The sequence below is a fragment of the Amycolatopsis sp. NPDC114503 genome, assembly GCF_055633655.1.
In genome coordinates this window covers 77,436-101,443 of sequence record NZ_JBVKDT010000012.1, presented here as the reverse complement: position 1 = coordinate 101,443, position 24,008 = coordinate 77,436, and the positions used below count along the sequence as shown (strand labels likewise).

Genomic DNA, 24,008 nt, shown 5'->3' with positions numbered 1-24,008 from the left:
ATTGCGGCGACACGCGACCGCGAGCTCAACGGAAACGCCGTCCCTTGCCCCAGCCAAGACCAGTTCCGATCACCCTGAACACTCCGTCCGGTTTGACTTCACATGCGAACACATGTTCGACTCAGAGTCAGGGTCGCCGAGATCCGTGGACGACCCGGGACAGGAACGCGAGCAGGTGACCTTAGGTGAACGAGTGGCCGTCAACCGTGCGGAAAGTGGAGCCGCCGATTGCCGTCTGGGTCAGCGTGCGCAAACTGCACCCGCTGGGCACCGAGATCCTCGCCCCGCGCGACCGCACCGGACTGCGGATCGAGACAGAGAAAGCCCGGGTCTGCTGTTCGAGTGGGCCCGCCGAGAGGACGGTGGCCTGCTCGGCTGGGTCACCTATCAGCTCGTCACCGCCGACGACCAATGGTCACGACCGGTCAGCCACTACGTGCCAGCGCATTTGCTTCGCCGACGAGGCCCGGCGCGCCGACAGCAATTCGGCGGCTACCGGCCTCGAACCCACGGGTAAGCGGTCCTCCAGGCCTCGCGGTCCAGCCGATTGCGTCACGCATGCTCCTGAATCGGTGTACCGCTGCCTGACTCCCGCAACGGGCTTCATCCGGGATGCCGGATCTGCCTGCGGCTCCGGCCCGAGCCCGTCGTAACGCCGGGTCAGGTCGCGGCGACTACGAATCAACCAAACACCGACGCCGACTGAAGGTCATCGTGGACGCTCCGGCAGCACCGCCTCAAGGTTGGTACCCGGACGGACACGGCGTGCGCTGGTGGAACGGCAACGCATGGACCGCGCATACGCTGCTTCTCGCCGCGCCCCGTGCAGAAAGTCCTATCTCGACCACCTTGCCGGTGCGGGAGGGCACGCCTCCACTGCCGATCGCCACCACGGCACCGGCCACAGTCACAGCCGGAGCGTTGCGGGGAACCAGCTTCGGGGACAGCTGGATCGAAGTAGTCGGCACCGGGCCGGACAACAGAGCACTGGCAACGATCATCGCCCAACGCGGACGCACCGGGCCCAAGTCGCTGCGCGTCGACGACGCGGTTGTCCAACTCGTCGGAACCGAAGTTCTGGCCAAAATCGGCGACACCCGCGTCGGCACACTGACCGGCTCCGACACCGCAGCATACGGCCCCGTCCTCCGCTGGGCGAACTGCCCGGTCGAGTCCAGCGGCATCGTCCTCATCGACGCCCAAGGACACCCCGGCGCTCATCTCAAGCTGTACCTGCCCAGCCCGGACATGCTCGTACCCGCCAACACCCTCGACCCCGCGATCGCGATCTTCCCGGCATGGGACCGAGCCGGCGGACTGACCCTCGGCAAACGCAAAGCCGACCACGCCCCGATCGAAGCCGCGACAGCACGCTGGTGGTCCGGGACAGCACGCTCCGCATGGACAGTCCTGACCCGCACCGGATTCACCATCACCGCGGCAATGGACGGCATGCCCCTGCCCGACCTCGACCCCGACCGCGACAGCTGGCTTCGATCAGCGTGGAACACCAGACACCCAGGACTGCGCCAGATGCAGTTCGAAGCAGAGGTGTACCAAATCTCCGCAGGCCGTCAGGTGAACATCCGATATCCGCTGAGCTGATAACACTCAGAAGACCGGAAGCGATCTTGTATGCCGTGAACCCTGTCCCGTGCGTGCGAGATCACCTGCTCATCAGAGCCCGGCAAGCGCAACCGATCGGCTCAGCCGTCCGTTCTCACGAGACGGTTCGGTGACGGCCATGGTCTCGCAGGAGTGCTCGGAACCGGGGTGCAGCCGAAACGCGGCGTTCGCTACCAAGACGAAGCCAGCTTGGTGCGATCCCCACATCACCGAGATCCTGCGCCTCGGGGGCCTCGAACCGCTCGAGCCGTTCGCGAAGCCCGCAGCGTGGCGTCTCACCCGATGCCTGGCCTGTGGCTGCGAGGCGCATTACCGGCTGGAATACACGCTCGACAAGAACCGGTACGGAGAACCCACCTGCCGAGCCTGCTTCTGGCGGACCTGGGCCGAAACGGTCCGCCAACGATCCGGCAACCCCTTCCATTACGACGAGGCCCGGCCGGGAGCTGCGCAGAAACTCGCGGAAGAACACGGTTTCGAGTATCTCGAACCGCTCACGGCCATCGTGCGCGCCGATGACCCGCACCGGGTCCGCTGCCGCTACTGCGGGCGCATCTCGGCCAAGCGCACCGGCGACATCTCCTTCGGCTGCAGTTGCCAGAGCAACCCCCGACGAGACCTGCAAACAACGAACGTCTCCGGCCCCAAGACCAAAAATCTGCTCAAGGACTCCGGACTGCCCGTCCTGGACTGGTGGGACCACGAACGCAACGACCCCGCGGCGTGGGCGAGCGTCACGGTGCGCGGCAACCGAGACGCCCACTGGCGCTGCCCCGACTGCGGACTGCGGTTCGTCCGCCGCGTCCGGGACATGGCGACCCACCGCCAATGCCCGGACTGCGAACTCAAACGTCACGCCGCCGGGGAAGCCGAAAACAAGAGATTCGAGCGCACGCCCGTCGCCGCAGTGCCGGAGCTGCTCGCCGCCTGGGCCAACGAGGCGGACCCGTCGTCGATCATGGTCGGCGACGGCTGGTACTACCGTTTCCGCTGCCCCCACGGACACCACCCCCGCCTGCGGCCGCGGAGCTATCTTCAATCCGGGTGCCCGTCCTGCCGCGGCAACGAAACCCGTCAGGCCCGGCTCGCACAGGTCGACGCCGACCCGACGGCATTCGGAATGAACCGGGAAATCGCCGCCCAATGGCATCCCGAGAAGAACCGCACCACGCGGTTGGAAACCGTGTCGCCGAACTCGCGGAAAATCGTGTGGTGGCGCGAACCGAGCTGCGGCCACGAGTGGCAGGAGAGCCCAGCCGACCGGCAAAAGGGCCAGCGGCTCCGCTGCCCCCAGTGCCGCACGATCCTCGACTCGCTCGCCTACCACTACCCCGAGATCGCCGCGGAGTGGTCACCGACCAATCCCTTGTCAGCATGGCAAGTGCGCCCCAGCGGCCAGACAGCCTTCGTCCCGAACTGGATCTGCCGCAACGACCCCGGCCACGAATGGAACGCCACCCTCACCTCCCGGGCATCCGGCAGCAGCTGCCCGAACTGCCGCGAAACCGGCAAATCCAAGGTCGAACTCGACCATCATGCCGCGGCGCAAGCGGTATTCGGCAACGCGGCATCCGGACAGCCGATTCGCCACGACGCGTTCACCCGACGAGGACGATGGCTGGTCGACATCACCGCCGACCTCGGCGACGGCCGCACGATCGCGATCGAATACGACGGCTCCTACTGGCACGCCGACAAAACCGAGATCGACACCGCGAAATCCCTCGATCTCCTTGCCGCCGAATACCTTGTCGCCCGCCTTCGCGAACATCCGCTCCCAGGCCTGCAGATTGCGCACGACGATTACACAGAGATCGTCGTGCACTCAACCGCGCCCGATCCGCTAGCCGTGCTCCAGCAGGTCCGGGCCTGGACCGACACACGCACCAGCTGAGATCAAGCCAACTCACATACACGAACCGGAACGGGGCCCGCCGCCCTCTACCAGCCGTTGGCAGCTGACACCACGTCCACCGGCGGCGAACTGCCTCGCAGGGGCGCTTCGCCGCCGGTGTCACTGAACGCGTGCATCTCGCTATAGGTTTCTCGGCGGACAGGAACGTTCGGAGACCCCGGTTGGTTCGACCTCGACCTTCGGCGCCCCGGCGCGACCGATCCGCGGCCTCGGTCGTCTCGTTAGCGGCTCTGATCGGCGAGGGCGTTGTGCCACGCATCCCACTGTGGGCGGGCACTTCTCTGGACCGCGGCAAGGCCCGAGTCCTCCGGCGATCGACCAGAGGGGAGTTCAGTGTGGCGAAACCGCAAGCGGCGGATCTCGTCAGGGTCGCCGCTGTCGGATCGGCTGTGTTCCGGGAAGTGCAGGATTCCCGGAGTCCTGATTTCCGCACCGGGAAGACCGAGCACCGGATGGGCCAACTGAGCCGCGACGTGGGCTTGCCGCGGATCGTTCCCGGGCCATTCGACATTGAGGTCGAACCCGCCGGTGGGCCAGGTCCGAATCCACAACGTGCGACGCAGCACCGCGATCCTGCGCACGAACCCGCTCGCGATGTCGACCGGCCCGAACGCGCGGCCGTAGGAAGCCAAGCTGCGAGACTCGTCCGGGGTAAGGCGGTCGAGCGACGCGTCGGCAACGCTCACTCCCTCAAGCACTTCGCGGTTGAACGCTTCACGCCATGCCGTGGCGGCCTGCCAGGCTCTCTTGCCGACTCCGACAAGCTCGACGATCGCGTCCGGGGCGTCGAGCAGGAACAGTTCGGTCGACCGGCGATGCACGCGAGCGCGCAGCCCCGGAATGCCGGTCACTTCCCCCTCCAGCTCGAACGGCAGCAGTTCGTGCAGCAGCGGCGCGACGGCGACCGGAACGACCCGAAGCCGCAGCCGGTCTCGCTGGGGCATCACCCTCTGGATCACCGGAACGGGCTGGGTCAGGCTGCCCTCAGGATGGGTGTGCAGATGGTTGAACGCCTCGCTCGCGGCGGACAGCAGACCAGCCTCCAGCTCCATCTGGTCTCGGCTGTGCGCATCAGGCAGGACCGCCGCCCGGGCTTCAGAGGGCAAGTCGAGTTCCGGACCGAACGGTGCCGGGAGGATCGGCTCTCGATCGAGCGAACGCAGCCACTGCAGATCCTTCGCCCGCAGCGCTGAGATCCCTTCATGCACGGCGGCGACGGACTCTGCATGCGATTCTCCGGTCAGCTGACCGCGGAGATTGGCGAAAACACGTTCCCAAGTCACAACACAACACCTCGTCTGGCACCGGCCCGGCACGGCGCAGCAAGGTTGTTCGACGTTCGCCAACAACATCTGGATGGATCGTCGTAATGAGCAGCGGTGGCTGTCCAGCCGTTCCGCGGGTCACCGTCATGCTGCCGGGCATCGACGGTTCCGACGTGGCGTGCGCTCGACGCGGAACAGAGCGTAGCACCGTCCTCGCTCACGCGGACTTGCAGGACGGCACGCGGCCGGCAAACGGGAAATCGCTGCTGCGTGCTCAGCCGGGCGGTTCCCGCTCTGTCAGTGCCCGTTGGGGATAATCTGCTGATGGGGCGGAGACAGGAACGAGCGGCGAGGAGAGCGGTCAACAACGCTGCTGGCGAGGTGTCCGGGTCGTTGGTGCAGGCCGGTTCTTTCCGGGACCTGCACGTTCACGGTTCGGGACGGCGAGTGGTGTCGCTGCCGTACCGATTCGGGGTCGTGCCGCCGCTGGCAGCCGCATTCCAACAGCGGAAGCAGTCCCAGGCCGTGAGCCAGGCTCTGAGCCGAGCCACTACACAAGCGCCAGGCGCGTCGGTCGTGGTGCTCGCCGGGCTGGGCGGCGTCGGCAAAACCCAACTGGCCGTGGAGTTCGCCGAGCGGGCCTGGGCGGCCAACGAGGTGGACTTGCTGACGTGGGTGACCGCCAACTCCCGCGACTCCGTTGTGACGAGCTACGCGCGACTGGCCGCCGACCTGACCGGCATCGACGACGCTGACGCAGCGGAAGGCGCGACCCGGCTGCTGCAGTGGCTGGCCGCCACCGACTGCCGCTGGCTGATGGTCCTCGACGACCTCCGAAACCCTGCCGACCTGCAAGACCTGTGGCCACCCGCGACCACGACCGGTCAGGTGATCGCGACGACTCGCAGGAAAGACGCGGCACTGCGCGGCCGCAATCGTCGCTGGGTGGATATCGGAGTCTTCGACGAACGCGACGCCTGCGCTTACCTGGACGCCGCATTCGGAGACCTGCCCAGCTCCGATGAGGAATGCGCACATCTCGCGCGGGACTTGGGATGTCTCCCGCTGGCGCTGGCCCAAGCAGCGGCCTACATGATCGACCGCGGTCTGTCGTTCGCCGACTACCGGAACCGGCTGGCTGACCGACGCCGCGACCTCGCGTCGTTGCTGCCCGAGCCCAACGCACTGCCTGACGGCCACCGCGAAACGGTTGCCGCGACCTGGTCCCTCTCAGTCGATCACGCCGACCAGTTGCAGCCCGCAGGCATAGCCAGGCCGCTCCTCGAACTCGCTAGCTACCTCGACCCCAGCGGCATCCCGTCCGCCGTGTTCGCCACTGACGCCGTCGCCGACCTCCTGGTGAATCGGACGGGACGCAGAATCGGCGCGGAACAGGTCCACGACGGACTGCGATGCCTGGCAAGGCTAAGCCTCCTCACCCTGGACACCGACTCATCAGTCCTGTCCGTCCACGTGCACGCTCTCGTGCAGCGCGCCGTCCGCGACCAGCTCGATCCGGAGAAAGCCGCCACGGTCACGCGCGCGGGCGCTGACGCATTGCTGCAAGCGTGGCCCAGCGTGGAGCGAGACGCCGCCTTCGCGCAGGCATTGCGCGCCAACGCCGAATCGCTTAGCACGGCTGGCGGCGAACATCTGTGGACCCGCGACGTCCACGGCGTGCTGTTCCGCCTCGGCCGGAGCCTAGGCGAGAGCGGGTTGGCAACTGACGCCAGCAACTATTTCCGGTGGCTGCACGACGCCGCCGAGGACCGTCTCGGCACCGACCACCGCTCGACTTTGGCCGCGAGCAACAACCTCAACCTATGGCGCGGAAGATCCGGTGCCCCTGCCGCAGCAGCAGGTGCACTCGAGGAGTTGGTCTCCGACTATCGGCGTGTCCTAGGGCCTGACCACCACGACACCCTGGTCGCCCGCAACAATCTTGCCCACTGGCGTGGAGAATCCGGTGACGCTGCCGGCGCGGCAGCTGCATTCGAGCAGCTGCTCATCGACCGCTATCGGGTTCTCGGGCCTGACCACCCAGACACCCTTGCTACACGCGCCAACCTCGCCTCCTGGCGTGGTGAGTGCGATGCCCCTGCCGTCGCGGCAGCCCTGAGCGAGGAACTGGTCGCCGACTACCGTCGGGTCCTCGGGCCGGACCACCCCGACACCCTGGCTATTCGCAACAACTTTGCCCATTGGCGTGGGGAATCCGGTGACGCTGCGAACGCGGCAGCTGCGTTCCAGCAGCTGGTCGCCGACTACCTGAGGGTCCTCGGGCCGGACCATCCCCGTACCCTCACCACCACCGTCAATCTCCTCCACTGGCGAAAACAGCTATCCGACAGCGAATCGGACTGATCACAGCCACTCGATGCGGCTGATGTACGCGATCGCGAGCGCCTCGCCGCAACGATCGCCGAAAGTCGGCCGCGAAACCTCGCGGCCGCTGTTTCTGACCCGTGAGACGCTCGCCGGCGGGAATCAGTCGTTACTGTCAGCTCGCTGCCGCAGAAAGTCGACATAGTCCGGTCGGAGAACTCGCCGACACCGCGGACGCTTCCCCGCGTTGATGTCACGGACATACCGGCCCAGTCGTTGAGGATTCTGACCCGACCAACCGTGTGCCAGCGCCCAACCTTCCATCGAGTCGCCATCCATGCCGATCCCGGCATCGTGCAGAGCAAGCAGCGTGCTCACCACTTGGTCCTTCTCGAATCCCGCCGAGATCGTATTGTTGTGGTTCACGGTTTGGGTCAGGCTCTTCAACGCTTCCACGACGACGCTGTCGATCTCAGGTGCCAAAGTCTCCCACGGAGTAGCGTCACCAAGAATTGTTGGCTTGACCGCCGAAACCCATGGCCTGATCGCGTCTTCGTTCCACGTGATGACGCACAAGGCTCGAATGCGATGCGCACCGAACTTGGACAGCTGCCCGATGTCTGCCATGTCCGGCCACGCCATCAAGACCGGACCGGCGTGATGGACCGACCCGCCGCCTCTGCCCGCGACGTGCTCGACGTTCCGGTGCCGCGCGACCAACTGTTCAAGCTGAGGGCTGTTCCTCAGGTTCGACTTCAAGTGAGTCCACACCGTAAGAATTTCGTCGCCGTGCAGGTGCTCGCAGCACCAGCCGATAGCGGCATCGAGCCCCTCGTCGTCATAGCTCGCGACAGCCATCGGGAATCCCGCATTGCGCTCGAACACTTCGCCTCTCCGCTCCGGTTCTGCATCAGATGACCGCACTGGCTATTTTCTGGCCGCAACGACCTCACACCGGACGTCCATGCGTGCCAGCCAAGTGGCTACTTTCTCGCAATGTGCGCGGGGCAGCGCGAACGCTAGCAGTCGACGCGCACGGGTTGCAGCCACATAGAGCACTCGGAGGCTTTCGGCCACGTCCTCGGCGTGTTCTCCAGACAGCCAGCCTTGGACTAGCGCTTCGACCCGGTTGTCATCTGGCACGATGACGAGAACGGCTTCATCCTCCTCGCCCTTGACTTGATGGATGACCCGCGCACGGGTGCTGGCCCCTGGCTCCGAGACGGCGGCTCGCGCTGTTTCCTCCGTCGTGGTACCCGACCTGCCGTGAAGACGACCGCGGTTGTCGCGACGACTCATCCCGCGAATCGGCGGGGCGGTTTTCAGATAGTCGTTGGCGGCAGCGCACCAGCCGGTCGAGGGGGTCTCGTCTGGAGCGGGCAGCGCGGTGGCCATGCCTGCAGCCAGTTGCCGGAGCCGTGACCGTTCGATGCCGAGTTGGTCGCAGGCAACGGCAATGGTGCGGTTGGCGGTATCCGCGTCGGTGTACCAGTAGCTCAGGACCGTGCGTTCGAGAATCTCATAGGCAGTTTCGCGCAGTGCGGTGGACGCTGTATCTGATGTGACCACCCGAACAGCCCAGCCAGCACGCGCAGTTCTGCTGGTCGGAGGCGCCAGCAAGGTGTTCTGAATTGCCGTCGGCAGTTTCGCTGCGGCGTGGGCAAGCACGAGCCGTCGCTCTGCGGGGATCTCCATGTCGTCGGCGTAGCTGTTGAACACGCCGAGCGCTGACTTCGTGTCGGAATTTTCCACCGGGATGAGAAGGATCTCGGCTTGTTCGGCGTGGTTCGGCCCTACTGGATCGTCCGTTGGCCGGGCGGCAGATCTCGGACGCAACGTCGCCGCGAGCGCGCAGACCGCGGGGCTGCTTCGCCAGTTGCCCACCAGATCGATGCGGCGACCGAGCGATTCGCCGAACGTACGGACTCGGTCGGGCTGTGCACCGCGGAACTCGTAGATCGCTTGGTCCGGATCGCAGACGAACACCAGCGGGATGCCGGCGTCTCGCAGTTCGGCGAGGATGGCCAGATCGAGTCCGGAGCAGTCTTGGGCTTCGTCGATCACGATCTCGTCGAAACGGCTCGCCACGATGCCTACGACGTCCTCGCGTCGCTGACGCAGGCTGCGAAGGGCGCGGATACGCGCCTCGTGACCGGTGAGGCTTCCCCGCCGTGCCAGCTTGTCACGCTGGTCCAGGGCGCGCCGTGCCGCGGTGTCGAGCAGGCCCTTCTTTGCCAGGGTCTTGTACGAACGAGCATTCCTGACGCTGAAATTCAACTTCGCCTGACATATCTCCGCGCTGGGCTCGCGGTTCCACTGGAAGTCGCTCAGCCTCAGGGTGTGCGTCATCCCGCCGTCCCACACATCGACCGTAGCGTTGACCCGGTCCCAGAGGTCGATCCGGTTCCACATTCGGTCAGGGGCAAGGAAAGGGCGGACCAGATAGCGCCAGATGAACGTGTCGATGGTGCCGACAAAGTTCGGAAAGGCAGCGAGCTGCGGAACTTCAGCTTCACGACAGCGACGAGCGACTTCGTCGCACGCGACATGGGTGAAGGACACCACGGCTCCCCCGCGGCCGGTTCTGCGAGGACGGCTGAGATGCCGGTCGACGATCACCCGGGTTTTTCCTGCACCGGGGCAGGCTTGCACATACAGCGGTGCCGGCAGTTCGACCGCTCGCCGCTGTTGCCGGATAGCTGCAGCTCGACGTTGTTCCAGCGAGGTCAATGCCGATCCTCGGAGATCCAGAGGATCGCGTCTTTGAGGTACTCCGGCACCACGAAATCGTCATGCTTCTCGCTCAGTTCGGCGATGTCCTGGGCGAAGTCGCCTTTGCGCAGCTTCAACTGATTGAACTCGGCGAGAAACGCCTTGTCGAGTGCTTCTCGGTCCGACAGGTCCTTGATCTTCCCCCATGACTTTGGACCAGCCACCGGACGGTGGAGTTTGAAGACTTGCTCGATCACGTCCGCGTTGGCGGACCCGGCGGCGAGAAGTTCCGGTTCAAGCGTCGGCTGCGCGACGAAGATCTTCATCCTGTCGGCGGCACCGAGGTCGGTGGCCAGCTTGGTCAGGGCGGCGCTCCGGTCACCGGGCGCGGCGGGGTCCGCGTCGGTGATCACCGCGACGCGATCGGCGATGCGTCCGTCCTCGAAAGCGGTCAGCAGCACCCGGATGTACGGTTCGAAGTCGACACCGTCGATGGCCACGATCGTGGTGCCGACGAAGCGAGCCCACCTGGCGCGATCGGCGGCTGACTGCTTGTCGCCAGCCCCGTTCTCGGCCTTGGCTGTCGGAAAAATTTCTGTGGCCGGAGGGCGGCGCAGGACCTTCCGGCCGAAGACCGGCAGTAGCAGCGATTCGGCGACGCCCTCGACGAGTACGACGCGCGGCCCGAACAACATCGCGCTGCGCGTCGCGTCCAGGTAACGCTTCAGCTTGGCGTTCCCGCCGGCCAAGTCCAATTGGGCCAGCGGAATCGCTTTCGTCTCGAACAGGCTCAAGACTTCCTGCGAACGTGGCCGTGCGTCCCCGGAGGATGCGTCCGTGGTGCCCAACCCCTGCTGTTCGCTGGCGGTCGGCAAGCGGTTGCGCTTCAGAACGACGAGATCCTCGATCGCTGCCGACGCAGTGATCAGCGGCGAGTGCGTGGTGATGATGACCTGGATGCGTCCGGCATGATCCAGCGTCGCGGACTTCTCTGCCGAGGCCTCCGCAGCATCGCGCAGATACTCGATCAACAGTGTCTGCAACTGCGGATGCAGATGGGCCTCGGGCTCCTCGACCAGGAACACCGTGAGGTCGTGGTCCTGAGCGACGCGCAGTTCGGCGACGACGGTAGCGATGAACAGCAGATTCGCATATCCCAGGCCGGATCCGATGATGTCCCGCGGCGAAAGCCCGCGGTCGTTCATCCGGATACGCAGGGAACGAGCGATCGAGAGCAACGTCGGGTCCGCAAAGGACACGTCAGCGGCTTGCGGGCTGGCACCGGCCGAGACGTCAGCGAGTGGCGTGCGCACCGCTGTCTCGACACCGCTGAGAACCTTGCCCGCCCGCGAACTCGTCCTGACCTCGTCCAACGTGTCGCGCACCTCGCCGACGAAATCGCCTTCGGCGACCCCGAGCTCGGACAGCAGATACTGGAGAATGACGCGCAACCGGGTTCCCGAACCAGAGTTCAGCTCGCGCTGCGCGTCGCGCAGCGGCGGCAGATAGACGTGCCGGAGTCGACCGCGGGCTTCCGGCTCCGGATCGCGGTCGGTGGACCGCCCCGCGCCCGCGGTCCACTGCACCTTCCCTCGAACCTCGGTCCCGACCGGCGGTGAGTAGGAAACCTGGTAGCGCACCGAGGACATGTCGTCGAGCAGGCCTTGGCTGTATAAGCCACGCTGCTCCGGAACAGTCAGCGCAAAGGTCGCGGAGAGGGAAACCGAGTCGGCTTCCGGCATCCGCGCGACATCCTCCGCGTCCCAGTATCGGTCTCGTCGCCCATCCAGAGGATCAGTCGCTAGCCGGATCACGTCGAGCAGGTTGGACTTGCCTGCATTGTTTTCCCCAATCACGACGGTCAGGAACTCTTGCACCGGCACGCGCACCTCGCGCAACGACCGGAAGTTCCGTGCCTGGATCGACTTCAACCTCACGCGTGCGCTCCTCCGCTCCGAGCGCCTCTCTCCAGGACAGCCTCGGCTTGATCATCTGCTGAACGGAATCGCAACGGACGAAAAGGGTGTTACGCCCAAACAGCTGCGTGTGCTCGAACTGTGAACAATCCGCGACCAGACCGAGCCCCGGGACTGCATTCGGCAGGCCGCTTGCGGCGACACTCAGCCAGAACGGCCATACACCCGCGGTCCTGCCCGGTCCGCCTTCGGCGAGCATCAACAACGTCCGTCACCGTCTGACCGACAGCGGATGACCCACTCTCCACAACACCGTCGCCCGAGCGGTGTCGGGCCACGAGGTGTCGACGCTGCTGCGGCTCCAGGTCCCTGCCCAACGAACTCGCCGGATCAACGCGGCAGGCCGCCGAGCTGTCCGATGCCCTCATGATTGCCTGCTTCACCGCACAGCAGAACATGTTCCTGTTCGCCTGGCTACGTCGTCCGGGTCACCGTCCCGGATTCGAGACCACTGTGTCCGCCGCCTGCGCTACCGGGCGGATCGAGGACCGGCCGTCGCGTCGCAGACGCTCAAGCACGTCAGCCGCCGGCTCGACGAGGGCGACCGGGCCAGCCGTTCCGCGGAGGGGCATCGACGAGGAGGCCCCGTCGCCGCCGGTCCACAGCAAGTAGGCGACCGCAGTCGCGAACGACATCGCGTTCGGCCTGGTCGCGAGCGTGGTTGCGTGGCAACTGGCCGCACCCCATCCGCCAGCGGGGCCGAGTCGGCCGGGCCGTGATCGACATGCCCCGCGCAGGGTCGGGTCGGCGGTACAAACAGTCCGGGTCAGGCCACGAGAATGGTCTGGAGGCACCGGACGAGTACTTCGAGACTTGAATCCTGACCCGACCACAGGACCGGGCTTCGACCGCGTCAGTCGCGGTCGAAGCCCAGCTTCCGTCAGTTGTCGGCAGGAAGCACGACCGCTTCCGGACCGTCGGCGGTCTGCTGGCCGGTTGCGACCGAGGTGTCCACGGTGCTGTCCGGGCGGATCGGGTAGGAGGAGAACATCACCGTCTGGTCCCCCGCCACCTGCCGGGACGAGGTCACGTACAGCCAATGCCCGTCGGTGGACCGGTTGACCATGATCGGGCCGGGAAGGGTTCGGTACGGCGAGCCGGGCAGCGGGGCGAGCGAACCGTCGTCCCGGACGTCGAATGCGCTCACCGAACCGTCTCCGGTCAGCAGGCCCTCGGGGCTCGCACCCGCGGTGTTCGCGCTGTAGAGGTGTTTTCCGTCCGCGCTGAAGACGAAGTTGTGCGGGATGCTGCCGGTCGGGAACGGCGAACCTGGCACCGGTTCCAGGGAGTCGTCCGGCCGGATCCGGTAGGCCGTGATGGATTGGCCCTGTTCGTTGGCGACGTAGAGGAACTGGCCGTTCGGCGAAAGCACGGGAGTGATCGGCGTCGAGACACCGGTGACGCGGTCGACCGGCTGCGGGGAAAGGCTGCCGTCCAGCTGGATCGCGAAGCGGACGATCGAGGAAGCCAGATAGCTCGCCACGTAGAGGGATTTGCCGTCCGGGGAGACGACGGGTTCGGCCGCGCCGTCGAGCGGCTGGCCCAGCGGGACCGGACTGCCCTGCTGGACCGGGACACCGTCGTCGCCGATGCGGAAATGCAGTACCGCCCCGTTGACGAATCCCGCGACGAGGTTGCCGACCCCGAGGTACAGGTCTCGTCCGTCGGGAGAGAACGCGGCGCTGACCGGGGTCAGGCCCGCGGCGAGATCGAGCGGCTGCCCGACAGGCTGGAGCTGTCCGCCGTTCCCTACGCGAATCGTGACCAATTGAGGTTTCTGCGTCGGGTCCGACGCGGTGCCCAGGCCGGTTCCCGGCGCGATGTAGAGGTGGCTCCGATCCGGCGCAGCGGTGATGCTGAAGGTTCCCCCGCCGCTGGCGAACAGCGGAGCAGTCCGCTGCACGGAACCGTCGGAAAACAGATCGATGGTCGCGACGCCGCCCGATTGCGCGACCACGTAGGCCCGGTCCACGGGCTGCGCGCCGCTTTCGGCGGCGAGCGAAGGAGAAGGAATTCCCAATGGCACGAGGGCCGCAGTACACACTGTCAGCGTGATACGTGTCCCTCGCCGAAATGAACGTCCGCTTCCGAAAAAGCGCATAGTTCCCCTTCCTTCGAGAAGGCTGCTCGTCGCCGCGAGTCGGTGACTAGGAAAGGAAACCCGCAAACAGCGGACCGCGGTGTTCAGATCTTTGGACAGCTCATCGCTCGCATCCGGTTGCAGAGTGTCGACCGGCTCATGCCTAGCGAGCGGGCAGCGCGCTGTTTGGTCCGCACGCGGCAGCGACCATTTCGCGTTCCGCTTGCCGCAGCGGGAAAGCGGTGCTGCGATGGGTCGAGGGCAGGTCGGTGCCGCCCGCCGAGCAAGACACCGCCAGATGCTCGACCGCGATGCGGAAATCGGCGAGGTTTCCAGACCACGGCTGTGCCGCCCGCACCCGCAACGGCTTCGGCCGTCAGCCGATGCTGGCCGGGCTTCCCAGTTCGGCCAGCATCCGCTCAGCCGGCTGCGGGACGTCGTACCGGCGCAGCCACAGCGGCACCGTCCGGGGCCGGGGAGGCCGGCGGCGCATGCACCCCGGACAGATCCGTCCGGGGCGTGGACGTGAGCACGACCCTCAGGTCCGATCGGTCCAATGCGCGGCAGCAGCACGGTCACCGGTTCTGACACGAGCTGGACGTTTTCCACGGTCGTGGGCGGGCCTCGCCTTCCAGCAGGAAGTCCGCCCACCACCGCTCCTCGCGAACCACCACCTCATCCGCGTCTACCGCTGCCGCGACCGACCCGACCGCATCGACGGCACTGCGCAGCCAGTCGGGCCCAGGAGGCCGCGCCATGGGGGCGGCCAGCGACAACGCGTCGAATGTGGACCCTATTGTTTTCCCTCTGCTGGCTGTCCCTCAGCGCCGGGCGGCGCGAATTTTCTCAGTGGCGGGCAGGTCGAGCACAAGCCCTTCCGGGTCGGCGTGCGGGTCTCCGTTGATCACGACGCCGAAGTCGCGTTCGGCGGCGGCGAGCGTCACGTACTCGTCGCGGACGTCGCGCAGCACGTGCTGGGGGTCTCGGTCGAGAGGATCGCCCCAGCCGCCGCCTCCGTTGGTCACGTACCGCCAGGTGGCCCCGGCTTCGGTCGCCCAGCCCGGGTCCCGGCCGTAGTAGAAGTACTCGCCGTCCGGCCGCGGAGCCTGCGTCTTCGGGTCCAGCGTGCCCGCGACGGCGACTGCGCCGACGTAGGAGGAGGTGTCCGCGGGGACCAGTGTCTCCGGACCGGTCGTCTCCGCGCCGTCCCTGCCGAAGATCCAGACCCCGCCGAGCGCGCCGTCGTTGCCGCCGCGAACCCCGACGCCGCTGGCGTTCCGGAATCGCAGCGGGATGGTCTGGTGCTGACCCGGTTGGGTGTACATGACGTCCTTCGCGACCGAGGCCCCGCCGCGGAACGAACCGGGACCGGCGGTGTCCGGGAGGAACTCGCGCCGCATGATGCGCAACGGGAAGTCCGCTTCAAGCGATTCAGTCGAAGGCGACATCAGGTTGAAGATGTAACTGCAAGAGAACCCGTCGCCGTCGCCTGCAGCGGAACCGCCGCGCGGGCCGTGTTCGCCGCCGGCCATCGCCGAGCACATCCAAGGGGTTCCGTCGGGGCCGACGCCATACGCGTTGTGCACGTAGGCTGAGCCGAAATCACCGCCGAGCGCGGCCTCCCCCAGCACCGAGCCCAACGCGCGGCAGAGAACCGTGTTGATCAGCGCGGAAACCTCGTAGTAGCAGAAGACCGCGCCGTCCGGCGGCAAGGCGCTGACCATCGATCCGGCCGGAATCACTAGGTCGACGTCGCGGAAGGTGCCCGAGGTGAATTCGCTTTCCGGAGACAGCAGCATCTTCAGGCCGACGCCGATGGCGGTCTTGGCATCGAGGGCACCTGCGTTGATGCAGGTGCGAGCCTGTCGCGACGACCCGCTGAAATCGGCTTCCACCTTCGCTCCGCGTTTGCGCAAGGTAAGCGCGACAACGTATTCCTCGCTGTCGTCGACGCCGTCGGCGTCGAGCGAACCGGTCGCGGCGTAGTCCCCGTCCGGCACTGCGGCGAACGCCAGGCGCATGCTTTCCGCCGACGCGTCGCAGGCGTAGCGCAGGCTGCCCAGGTACGCCTCGATCCCGTACCGCTCGACGATCTCCTGGATGAGGTCCTCGCCTAGAGCGCAGCAGCTCTGCATGGTGTGGAAGTCCGGCAGCATCAGCTCGGCCATCCGCACGTTGTCGAAGATCAGCGAGAACGTCTCCTTGACCGGTTCGCCCGCATGGTACAGCAGTCGCGGGCTGATCGAGATGCCGTCCTCGTAGATATTGTGCTTCGCCGCGGAAAACCCGCCGGGCGCGATGCCGCCGACGTCGAGCTGGTGCGCCCGCAGCGCGATGAAGCTCGCGATCCGCCCGTTGTGGAACACCGGACGGATGAAGCAGACGTCGTTGTAGTGGTTGCCCATCCGGTAGACGTCGTTGCAGATCAGCAGATCGCCGGGCACCAGGTTCTCCGGGCCGAACTCCTCGACCGCGACGCGCACGCCGGCCGACATCGTGCCGAGGAAGATCGACAGGCCGTTGGTGACGGCGCTCATCGCGTAGTCCTGCTCCGGCGGCGCGCAGACGCACGCGGCGAAGTCGTAGCAGAGCGCGATGATCGGCGAGAACGCCCGGTGCAGCAGGCCCGTGGTGACGTGCTGCGCGGAGTACCGGAGCCGGTTGGCGAGCACCGACGCGGTGAACCGGTCGCAGTCGTAGCGTTCGAGGAACTGCTCGTCCGCAAGGTCGCGAAGCAGCGTTTCGGTGGTGGTGTCGGTCATGGTGTCCGCTCCTCTACTGACCGGTCGTCCGGGTGATGACAATCTCGCCGATCCGGCCGACCTCGGCGATCAGCCCCGGCGGCACGAAAGTGGTCGACATCGGCTCGCGGATCACCGCCGGGCCCTCGATGACATCGCCGCGCATAAGCTGGTCGCGCTCGTACTCGCGGGCCTCAAGATCGTTCTCTTCCAGGTGCCGGATGGTGATCGTGCCGACCGCCCGCGGCGCTTCGCCCGCAGGCCGCGGCGGCGGCACCGGGTAGTCGACCTTCGGCGTGGGCACCACTGCGGTGAGCCGGTAGGTGACGCCCTGCACCGGCATGCCCTCGAAGCGGTTGCCGGAACGCCGCTCGTACCCGTCGTGGAAATTGGCGGTCATCGTTTCGACCGACTCCGGGGTGATCTTCCCGCTCGGCACCTCCACGAACGGCGTCTCCCAGACCTGGCCCATCAACTGGCCGTCGAAGGAGCGGGTGAACGCGATCCGCTCGGCGTCCTCGCCCAGCGAACGCTTCATCGCTTCTTCCATGCCCGTGTAGACGGCGTCGATCTCGTCTGCCGCGTCCGGGGTGAGCACCGCGTAGGCCGTGCGGCTGTCGGCGTACACCTGGTCGGCGCTGACCAGGCCGAGCGCGGAGAACAGGCCGGGATGCGGCGGCACGAGCACGCTCTTCGCGTGCATCTGCTCCAGCAGGCCGGGCAGCATCATCGGACCGGCCGCGCCGTAGGCGACCAGCGCGTGGTCTCGCGGGTCGACGCCGTTCTTCACCAGCACGTCGACGATGCCCTCCGCCACGTTGTTGAGCGCCATCCGGTAGGCGAACCGGACGCGCTCGGACAGCGTCGCCTGGGTGTCGAGGTTTTCGAACGCGGCCCGCGCCAGCTCTGGATCAAGGCGCGAGCGCCCGGCGGCGAACCGGTCGGGGTCGAGGATTCCCATCATCAGGAAGGTGTCGGTCGTGGTCGGCGCCGCGCCGCCGCGGCCGTAGCACGCCGGACCAGGGTCCGCGCCCGCGCTTTCCGGGCCGACTTTGACCTCGCCGGTCGGCGTGATGCTGACGATGCTGCCGCCGCCTGCCCCGACGCTGACGATCTCGTTCGAAAGCGTGTTCACGATCAGATCGTGTTCCAGCTCGAAAGTCGTGTTGACGAACGGCTTCCCTCCGGTGACCACGCTGATGTCGCTCGAGGTGCCGCCGATGTCGGTACAGATCAGGTTCGGCTCGCCGATCAGCTCGCCCAGGTGTGCACAGGCGACCGTGCCGGCCGCGGGGCCGGAGAAAACAATCCGGGACGGCCGTTCCATCGCGACCTCGACCGGCGCGAGCATCGCCGCGCAGTCGGCGAAGTTGAGGTCGCCGGTGAAGCCGAGCCCGGTGAGCCCGGCGGCCAGTTCGCGAGTGTACGGACCGTAGATGCGCTTCATCAGCACATCGACGACGGTGGTCGAGGCGCGCGGATACTCGCGTGCCAGCGGGGAAACCTCGCTCGAGATCGAGCACGCGACGTCCCCGATCTCTTCGGCGACCAGTTCGCGCAGACGCCGCTCGTGACTGCCGTCCACATAGGAATTGAGCAGGCAAACAGCCACCCCCTCGATGCCGCACCGGGCCAGGATCCGCAGCTCCTCGCGGGCCTGCTGCTCGTCGAGCGGGATCACTACCGTGCCGTCCGCGCCGAGCCGTTCGCGCACGCCGCGGCGCAGGTAGCGCGGCACGATCGGCGCGGTCACGTCGCCGAAGCTGCGGTGCCAGCGCGGGTCAGTGTTCGCCTCCGGCGGCCGCCACGCCCTGGCCATGTCGAGCAGATCGCGATGGCCCTCGGTGGTCAGGAAAGCGATTTTCGGCAGCCGTCGCGTGATGACCGCGTTGAGACCGTGCGTGCTCGCGTGGTTGAACGCCGCAGCCGCGGCGACGTCCACTTCGGACGCGCCTTCCAGCACGGCCTTGTAGCTTTCGGTGACGTTCGTCGCGACCTTGACCGTCTCGATCCGGCCGCCGGAAATCGACACGATGTCGGTGAAGGTGCCGCCGACGTCGACGCCGATCATGTTCTTGCGCTCAGCCATGTCCGCTCCTCAGATCCGGTCGGCCAGCAGTTCGATCGGGCCGAGCTTCGGCCCCGGGGTGCGCCGCGCGTCGGTCAGGCACTCCGCGCATTTGACGACGTCGAACCAGCCTTCCTCGGACAGGACCGGATACGCCTGCAACCGCTGCGCGCCGCACGCCGCGCAGGTGCCCTCGACGTTTTCCCGAGGGACCGACAACGTCGGTTCGGTCGGGCGCGGATTGGTGATCGCCATTGATCTCTCCTCTTTCGCCTGATCGGAAAGGCTCGCGCTAGGAGGGCTCGGCCGGGCTCAACGCCCGAACAGAGACGTCCGTCCCGAGCCGGTCCCGCGCCATCGGCACGAGCTTGAACTTCTGCACTTTTCCGGTGGGGGTCTGCGGCACCTCGTCGGCGCCCAGCACGAACACGTGCCGCGGGACTTTGAACCGGGCGAGGTTCGCCCGGCACGCCTCGACCAGTTCCTCCGGGCTGGGCGCGCCGTCCGGTTCCGGCACGACGAACGCGCAGCCCGCCTCGCCCCAGCGGTCGTCGGGCACGCCGACCACGAACGCCTGGCTGACTCCCGGCTGCCCCGAAAGGAAATCCTCGACTTCCTTGGGCATCACGAGTTCGCCGCCGCTTTTGAACAGGTCCTTCGACCGGCCGGTGATCACCAGCGAGCCGTCGGGCAGTTCGCGCCCGAGATCGCCGGAGTACAGCCACCCGTCCCGCAGCGCCGCGGCCGTCGCCTCGGGACGGTTCCAATAGCCGAGCATCGTCGTCGGGCCGCGCGCGACGAGTTCGCCGGCCTCACCGCGGGGAACGGGTTCGCCGGTCACCGGGTCGAGAATCCGGTACTCCGCGATCGGTCCGCCCGCAGCGCTCGCGGTCCCGCTCGGCTTCGGCCGCCCGACCGTGGACGCGGTGACTGCCAGCGGATCGTCCGGCTGCGTCATCACCGTCGCGCCGCCGACCTCGGTCATCCCGTACGCGGTGGTCAGTTCTCGCACGCCGAGGTCGTCGCGGATCCGCTCCCACAGCCACGTCGGCGCGACCGCGGCAGCCGACAGCATCCGTTCCAGGGAAGACAGATCGGTGTCGCGCAGCGCGGGATGTTCGACCAGCGCGACGCTCATCGTCGGCACCGCGAGCACGTCGTTCACGCCGTACTGCTCGATCGCGCGCAGGTACTCTCCGGCGTCGAACTTCGGCTGCGGCAGGACAGTGCCGCCGACGAAGGTCGCCGCCTGCACGCCTTGCTCGTAGGCGAACATGTGGTAGCAGGGCAGCGCGAACACCGACCGGTTGCCGTCCGGCAGCGCGCGGCAGTAGGCCGAGCCGTACACCTGGCGCAGCAAGGCGTCGTGGCTGAGCTGCACACCTTTGGGTTCGCCGGTGGTCCCGGAGGTGTACATGATGTCCGACATCTCCAGCGGCCCACGCAGGCCGCCGCGCGCCGCACCCGGGCTGGCGGCGCCGATCCGGCCCAGTTCGGGCACGTCCAGCACACCGTCGCGGCCTTCGCCCTTGCCCTCCGGGTCCAGGGTGATCACGCGTTCCAGGTCGCCGAATCCGATCGAGCCCGCTCGCGCCCAGCCGGGCGCCAGCTCGTCGAGCATCGCGAGGTAGTCCTGATTCCGGTAGGACGTCATCGTGATCAGCACGCGGCTGCACGACTGGCGCAGCACAAACCCGAGTTCCTGGGCGCGGTAGAGGAAGTTCAGCGGCACGGCCACCGCGCCGGCCCGGGCGATAGCCAGCTTCAGCGGCGCGTACTCCGGGTAATTCGCCATCAGCAGGCCGACGTGGTCTCCCGGGCGAACGCCGAGCGCCACCAGTCCGTCGGCGAACCGGTGCGCCTGCCACAGCACGTCCTCATAGGTGAACACCCGCTCACCGGCGATCACGTACGGACGCGACGCGAACCGGGCCGCTACGTGCTCGAAGTGCTCGTCGAGAGTGCGGGGCCGCCACGGGGAGAACTCCCGTTCCAAATCCGCCCGCCGCTGCGCGATCGACGGCCGGTCCGCGGTCACTGCGGGCTCCTCGCCACATCCACGGTGCGGTGCACCCTCGACTTCTGCCCGGTGCTGCCGCGGTTCACGCCAACCAGTCCGTTCAGCGCCGGGTTGTTGTTGACGAGGTTCCCCAGCTGCGGACCCGCGGCGATCATGCCACCGTCCACGGTGATCACTTCGCCGGTGATGAACTTCGCGTCGTCGCTGGCGAGAAACGACACCACGCTCGCGACGAAGTCGGGCTCACCCGCGTAAGGCAGCGGCTGCACCGTGCCCAGCACTGGCTTCAGATCCTCGGCGGTGAGGCCGATCAACGGCGTCGTGATGATGCCCGGCGAGACCGCGTTGACGCGGATCCGATCGGCGGCGTACTCGAAAGCAGCGATCTTCGTGAGGTGCTGCACGCCTGCCTTCGCCACCGAATACGCCTGCACTCCGGCACCGGCCGCGAACGCGCCCACTGAACCGAAGTTGACGATCGCCCCGCCGGTCCCCTGCGCCCGCATCACCCGCCCGGCGTGCTTGACGCCGAGGAACACGCTGCGCAGCACGACGTCGAACGTGTAGTCCCAGTCGTCGGCCTCGAGTTCGGTCAACGGGCCGAACGCGCCGCCCACCCCGGCGGCGTTGACCAGTACGTCCAGCTTGCCGAAGCTGTCCACGGTCTGCGCGATCGCGGCTTCGAACTGCGTCTCGTCGCTGACGTCGGTGTGCGCGAACCGCACCCGGTCGCCAGCGTCCAGCTCGGCGATCGTGCGCTCGGCCACCTCCTGGTTGAGGTCAGCGATGACCACGTCGAACCCGCGGTCGAGGAATCGCGCCACCGACGCGCGGCCCATCCCGCTCGCTCCGCCGGTAACCAGCACTACTTCGTTGCCCATCTGCCGTCCTTTCGTCTCAACCGACCAGAACCTGTTTGACCGCGGCGAACTCGCGAATTCCCTCGGGTCCGCACTCCCGTCCCCAGCCGGACCGCTTGACCCCGCCGAACGGAGCCGCCATCGTCGGCCCGAAGGTGTTGACCGCCACCGACCCCGCGCGGATTCGCCGGGCGACCTCGAGCGCGCGCTCGGGATCCGCGGAGAACACGCTCGCCGCCAGGCCGTACTGGGTGCCGTTGGCGATCCGGACCGCATCGTCGACGTCGTCGTAGGGCAGGACGACGGTGACCGGGCCGAACACTTCGTTCTGTGCGACGTCGTCGTCTTCCGCGACGCCGGTCAGCAGCGTGGGCTCGTAGAACCAGCCGACGTCGAACCCCTCCGGCTGCTTGCCCCCGGTCGCCACAGTCGCGCCCTGCTCGCGCGCCCGTTCCACGACGCGCCGGATCCGGTCGAGTGCCGCCCGCGTAACCAGCGGGCCGTGGTAGGTGTCCTTCGACCGCGGGTCGCCGATCCGCAGTGCCCGGTACGCACTGGCGAGCGCAGTGACGACTTCGTCGTGCCGCGACGCGGGGACCAGCACCCGCGACAACGCCGCGCACACCTGACCCGCCCCGCTCATCGCCCCGGCCACAAGCGGCCGCAGAGCCCGCTCGAGGTCTACGTCGTCGAGCAGCACCGCCGGTGACTTCCCGCCCAGCTCGAACACCGTGCGCGGCAATAGATCCGCGCTCTGCCTGAGGATGTCGGCCGCGGTCGCCGGGCCGCCGGTGAACGAGATCATCTCGAACCGCGGGTCGCGGGACAGATGCCGGGACACCTCCGCCCCGGCGGCCAGCACGCTCAGCACTCCCGGCGGGAACCCCGCCGCGGCGGCGCACTCCGCGACGATCCGCATCATCAACGCTGATTCCGGCGCTGCCTTCACGACGACCGTCGCCCCGGCCAGCAGGGCGGGCACTACCTTGCTGCCCACGGTCGGGAGGGGACCGTTGTAGGGCATGACCGCCAGCACCGGCCCGACTGGCTCGTGCTCGATCCGCACCTCGCCGACCGGCGTCGAGCGGGTCTCGGGGGCAAGCGCGTCCTCCGCGACCGCGAGCGCGGTTCGCCACGCCGCCTTCGCCGCGAAACGATGCAGCGTCCGGCTCCACCGGACCGGGATGCCCGCCTCGACCGCCCACACGAGACCGATCTCGTCCGCACGCTCCTCAAGCAGGTCGCAGAACCGCCGGCACACCTTGATCCGCTCTTCGACCGGCAGCCGAGGCCACGGCCCCTCGAACGCCTCCGCCGCGGCTGCGACCGCCGCGTCGGCGTCGTCCCTAGTCGGGGCCACGACCTCCGCGACGACCTCCTCCGTCATCGGCGAGACGACCTTGGTGGCCTCATCGCCGGACGACGGGCGCCACTGGCCCCCGATCAGCAGCGCCCCCGGCTCCGGTACGCGCAGGTCTCCGTCGAGGACGAGTTCCTCACGGCTGTCCACCACACTCATGCGCTCGCGCGCTCCTCTCCGATGTTCGTTCTCGGCACGGTCATTCGCCGGTCACCGGCTGCTGGTTGACGCCGGTGAGGATCAGGTGCCCGGCGTCGACCGGCAATGCCGCCCCGGTCACGGCGGACGCGAGCGGCGCATTCAGGTACAGCGCGGCGTCCGCGACGACCTGTGGGTCCATAAAGGACTGTCCCTTGAGCGCGTGGAAGCGATACCCAGCCGCCGTCATTTCCTCCGGGGTGCCGCCCTCGTGACCGGCGAACATGTCGTACACGTCCTGGTGGTCGGTCATCGGCGTCTTGATCGCGCCGGGGCAGACCGCGTTGCACCGGACGCCGTACGGGGCGAGCTCCAGCGCGATCGTCTTCATCAGCCCGAGCACGCCGTGCTTGGCCGAGCTGTAGTGGGCGTAGCTCGCGCCGGGCTCCAGGCCGTTCGCCGACGACGTGATCACGATCGAACCGGACTGGCGTTCGACCAGATGCGGCGCGAGAGCTTTGGCGCAGCGCCAGACGCCGGTCAGGTTGACGTCGATCATCTGCTGCCAGGTCTCGTCGCTCAGTTCCCAGAACCGGCCGCGGGTCCAGATCCCGGCGTTGGCAATCAGGATGTCGATCCCGCCGAACTCGGCGAGCCCGGCGGCGACAGCGGCGTCGACCGCCGCCTGATCGCGCACGTCGGCTTCCACCGCCAACGCTCGCCGACCCTGCGCCTCGACGAGTTTCACGGTATCCGCCAGTTCGTCCGCAGTCCCCATCGCGTACGGCACCGACGACAGCTGCCCGCTCAGGTCAACGGCGATCACGTCAGCGCCTTCACGCGCGCAGGTCACGGCATGCGCCCGACCTTGCCCGCGCGCCGCACCGGTGATCAGCGCGACCTTTCCTTCCAGCAACCCCAT

At 67.4% G+C, this 24,008-nt stretch carries 16 protein-coding genes; 3 read left to right on the top strand and 13 right to left on the bottom strand.

The annotated features are described in order from the left end of the window. The first annotated feature begins 714 nt into the window (after window positions 1-714). On the top strand, window positions 715-1,605 hold the full coding sequence (locus tag ACZ7OI_RS38450) for a DUF2510 domain-containing protein (RefSeq protein ID WP_470269036.1): 891 nt from the start codon (window positions 715-717) through the stop codon (window positions 1,603-1,605). Window positions 1,606-1,744: 139 nt separating this feature from the next. Then, complete coding sequence (locus ACZ7OI_RS38445; protein WP_470269035.1) at window positions 1,745-3,520, top strand: zinc-ribbon domain-containing protein; 1,776 nt, start codon at window positions 1,745-1,747, stop codon at window positions 3,518-3,520. Window positions 3,521-3,762: 242 nt separating this feature from the next. Here the strand turns inward: ACZ7OI_RS38445 and ACZ7OI_RS38440 are convergent, their stop codons facing one another. Further along, complete coding sequence (locus ACZ7OI_RS38440) at window positions 3,763-4,887, bottom strand: hypothetical protein (protein WP_470269034.1); 1,125 nt, start codon at window positions 4,885-4,887, stop codon at window positions 3,763-3,765. A gap of 243 nt (window positions 4,888-5,130) precedes the next feature. On the opposite strand from ACZ7OI_RS38440, the gene ACZ7OI_RS38435 reads away from it, so the two are divergent. Beyond that, window positions 5,131-7,170: a tetratricopeptide repeat protein gene (locus tag ACZ7OI_RS38435; protein ID WP_470269033.1), complete on the top strand. Its 2,040-nt coding sequence runs from the start codon at window positions 5,131-5,133 to the stop codon at window positions 7,168-7,170. A gap of 123 nt (window positions 7,171-7,293) precedes the next feature. Here the strand turns inward: ACZ7OI_RS38435 and ACZ7OI_RS38430 are convergent, their stop codons facing one another. From ACZ7OI_RS38430 to ACZ7OI_RS38375, 12 genes are all read right to left on the bottom strand, one after another. Beyond that, window positions 7,294-8,016, bottom strand: coding sequence for a hypothetical protein (locus ACZ7OI_RS38430; RefSeq protein ID WP_470269032.1), 723 nt, complete (start codon window positions 8,014-8,016; stop codon window positions 7,294-7,296). 42 nt (window positions 8,017-8,058) lie between these two features. Beyond that, window positions 8,059-9,861, bottom strand: coding sequence for a UvrD-helicase domain-containing protein (locus tag ACZ7OI_RS38425; RefSeq protein ID WP_470269031.1), 1,803 nt, complete (start codon window positions 9,859-9,861; stop codon window positions 8,059-8,061). Next, window positions 9,858-11,774, bottom strand: coding sequence for an ATP-dependent nuclease (locus ACZ7OI_RS38420; protein ID WP_470269030.1), 1,917 nt, complete (start codon window positions 11,772-11,774; stop codon window positions 9,858-9,860). Before ACZ7OI_RS38420 ends, ACZ7OI_RS38425 begins: the two co-directional genes overlap by 4 nt. A gap of 473 nt (window positions 11,775-12,247) precedes the next feature. After that, complete coding sequence (locus ACZ7OI_RS38415; RefSeq protein ID WP_470269029.1) at window positions 12,248-12,454, bottom strand: hypothetical protein; 207 nt, start codon at window positions 12,452-12,454, stop codon at window positions 12,248-12,250. A 245-nt stretch (window positions 12,455-12,699) separates the two neighbouring features. Next, window positions 12,700-13,845, bottom strand: a complete 1,146-nt coding sequence (locus ACZ7OI_RS38410) for a lactonase family protein (RefSeq protein WP_470269028.1) — start codon at window positions 13,843-13,845, stop codon at window positions 12,700-12,702. An 875-nt stretch (window positions 13,846-14,720) separates the two neighbouring features. Then, window positions 14,721-16,661, bottom strand: a complete 1,941-nt coding sequence (locus ACZ7OI_RS38405; protein WP_470269027.1) for a hydantoinase B/oxoprolinase family protein — start codon at window positions 16,659-16,661, stop codon at window positions 14,721-14,723. Window positions 16,662-16,674: 13 nt separating this feature from the next. Next, entirely contained in the window at window positions 16,675-18,729 is a 2,055-nt protein-coding gene (locus tag ACZ7OI_RS38400) for a hydantoinase/oxoprolinase family protein (RefSeq protein WP_470269026.1), read from the bottom strand. A gap of 9 nt (window positions 18,730-18,738) precedes the next feature. Continuing rightward, the gene (locus tag ACZ7OI_RS38395) at window positions 18,739-18,963 is read right to left on the bottom strand and encodes a hypothetical protein (RefSeq protein ID WP_470269025.1); all 225 of its coding nucleotides are present in this window, start codon (window positions 18,961-18,963) and stop codon (window positions 18,739-18,741) included. Window positions 18,964-19,000: 37 nt separating this feature from the next. After that, entirely contained in the window at window positions 19,001-20,746 is a 1,746-nt protein-coding gene (locus tag ACZ7OI_RS38390; RefSeq protein WP_470269024.1) for a class I adenylate-forming enzyme family protein, read from the bottom strand. Next, entirely contained in the window at window positions 20,743-21,609 is an 867-nt protein-coding gene (locus ACZ7OI_RS38385; RefSeq protein ID WP_470269023.1) for an SDR family NAD(P)-dependent oxidoreductase, read from the bottom strand. The genes ACZ7OI_RS38390 and ACZ7OI_RS38385 overlap by 4 nt, the downstream gene beginning before the upstream one ends. A 16-nt stretch (window positions 21,610-21,625) precedes the next feature. Continuing rightward, the gene (locus tag ACZ7OI_RS38380; protein ID WP_470269022.1) at window positions 21,626-23,107 is read right to left on the bottom strand and encodes an aldehyde dehydrogenase family protein; all 1,482 of its coding nucleotides are present in this window, start codon (window positions 23,105-23,107) and stop codon (window positions 21,626-21,628) included. 40 nt (window positions 23,108-23,147) lie between these two features. Beyond that, window positions 23,148-24,008, bottom strand: coding sequence for a mycofactocin-coupled SDR family oxidoreductase (locus tag ACZ7OI_RS38375; RefSeq protein WP_470269021.1), 861 nt, complete (start codon window positions 24,006-24,008; stop codon window positions 23,148-23,150).

Bases quoted from the DNA above. Each gene is read 5' to 3' on its own strand.
- ACZ7OI_RS38445 (WP_470269035.1), top strand. From the start codon at position 1,745: ATGGTCTCGCAGGAGTGCTCGGAACCGGGGTGCAGCCGAAACGCGGCG.
- ACZ7OI_RS38435 (WP_470269033.1), top strand. From the start codon at position 5,131: ATGGGGCGGAGACAGGAACGAGCGGCGAGGAGAGCGGTCAACAACGCT.
- ACZ7OI_RS38415 (WP_470269029.1), bottom strand. From the start codon at position 12,454: ATGTCGTTCGCGACTGCGGTCGCCTACTTGCTGTGGACCGGCGGCGAC.
- ACZ7OI_RS38405 (WP_470269027.1), bottom strand. From the start codon at position 16,661: ATGACCGACACCACCACCGAAACGCTGCTTCGCGACCTTGCGGACGAG.
- ACZ7OI_RS38400 (WP_470269026.1), bottom strand. From the start codon at position 18,729: ATGGCTGAGCGCAAGAACATGATCGGCGTCGACGTCGGCGGCACCTTC.
- ACZ7OI_RS38395 (WP_470269025.1), bottom strand. From the start codon at position 18,963: ATGGCGATCACCAATCCGCGCCCGACCGAACCGACGTTGTCGGTCCCT.
- ACZ7OI_RS38385 (WP_470269023.1), bottom strand. From the start codon at position 21,609: ATGGGCAACGAAGTAGTGCTGGTTACCGGCGGAGCGAGCGGGATGGGC.
- ACZ7OI_RS38380 (WP_470269022.1), bottom strand. From the start codon at position 23,107: ATGAGTGTGGTGGACAGCCGTGAGGAACTCGTCCTCGACGGAGACCTG.
- ACZ7OI_RS38375 (WP_470269021.1), bottom strand. From the start codon at position 24,008: ATGGGGTTGCTGGAAGGAAAGGTCGCGCTGATCACCGGTGCGGCGCGC.